Here is a 459-nt window from a genome sequence, read left to right as displayed (position 1 = left end):
GCCAACTCGTACTTCGGTCTGGTCGTCGAGGTCACGAGCGACGCGCTCACCTTCGGCGGTCAGCGCATACACGTTCGCAGGAATCGGAGCGCCGACGTCCTCCTCACCCACCTTCTCAATCAGCCCCATCTCCGCCAGCGACCGCGCCTGTTTGCCGAGGTTCGAGGTCGTCATCTCACCTATCGATCTCTTGATATTAGATGTATTTCCCCGCCCACCACGCTCGTCGAGAGCCGACAGAATTTCCCGCTGAGTTTCGTTCAACTGCTCCATATCCAACACGAAACACGCCACCTACAAAATCATATTCCCTATGGAACGCCTTACGGAACAAGCGGCGCGAGGAAACAATGGCCTATGCGAACCAAACCACGCCAAGCGGCGACCGGAGGGGCAGGCAGGCCGAGCGTACGAGAACGACCAGAGAGCGAGCGACGACGAGAGGCGACACCAGTCACA

Annotated in this window: 1 protein-coding gene; it reads right to left on the bottom strand. The window is 58.8% G+C overall.

Annotated elements, in window-relative coordinates; translation table 11 throughout:
• A partial coding sequence (locus D3D02_RS19610; protein ID WP_199723232.1) for a winged helix-turn-helix transcriptional regulator occupies positions 1-273 on the bottom strand: 273 nt, incomplete at its 3' end.
• Positions 274-459 lie beyond the last annotated feature (186 nt).

This window comes from Halobellus sp. Atlit-38R (assembly GCF_003665925.1).
GTDB classification, from domain to species: Archaea; Halobacteriota; Halobacteria; order Halobacteriales; family Haloferacaceae; genus Haloquadratum; species Haloquadratum inordinatus.
This window is presented reverse-complemented; position numbering and strand designations above follow the sequence as displayed.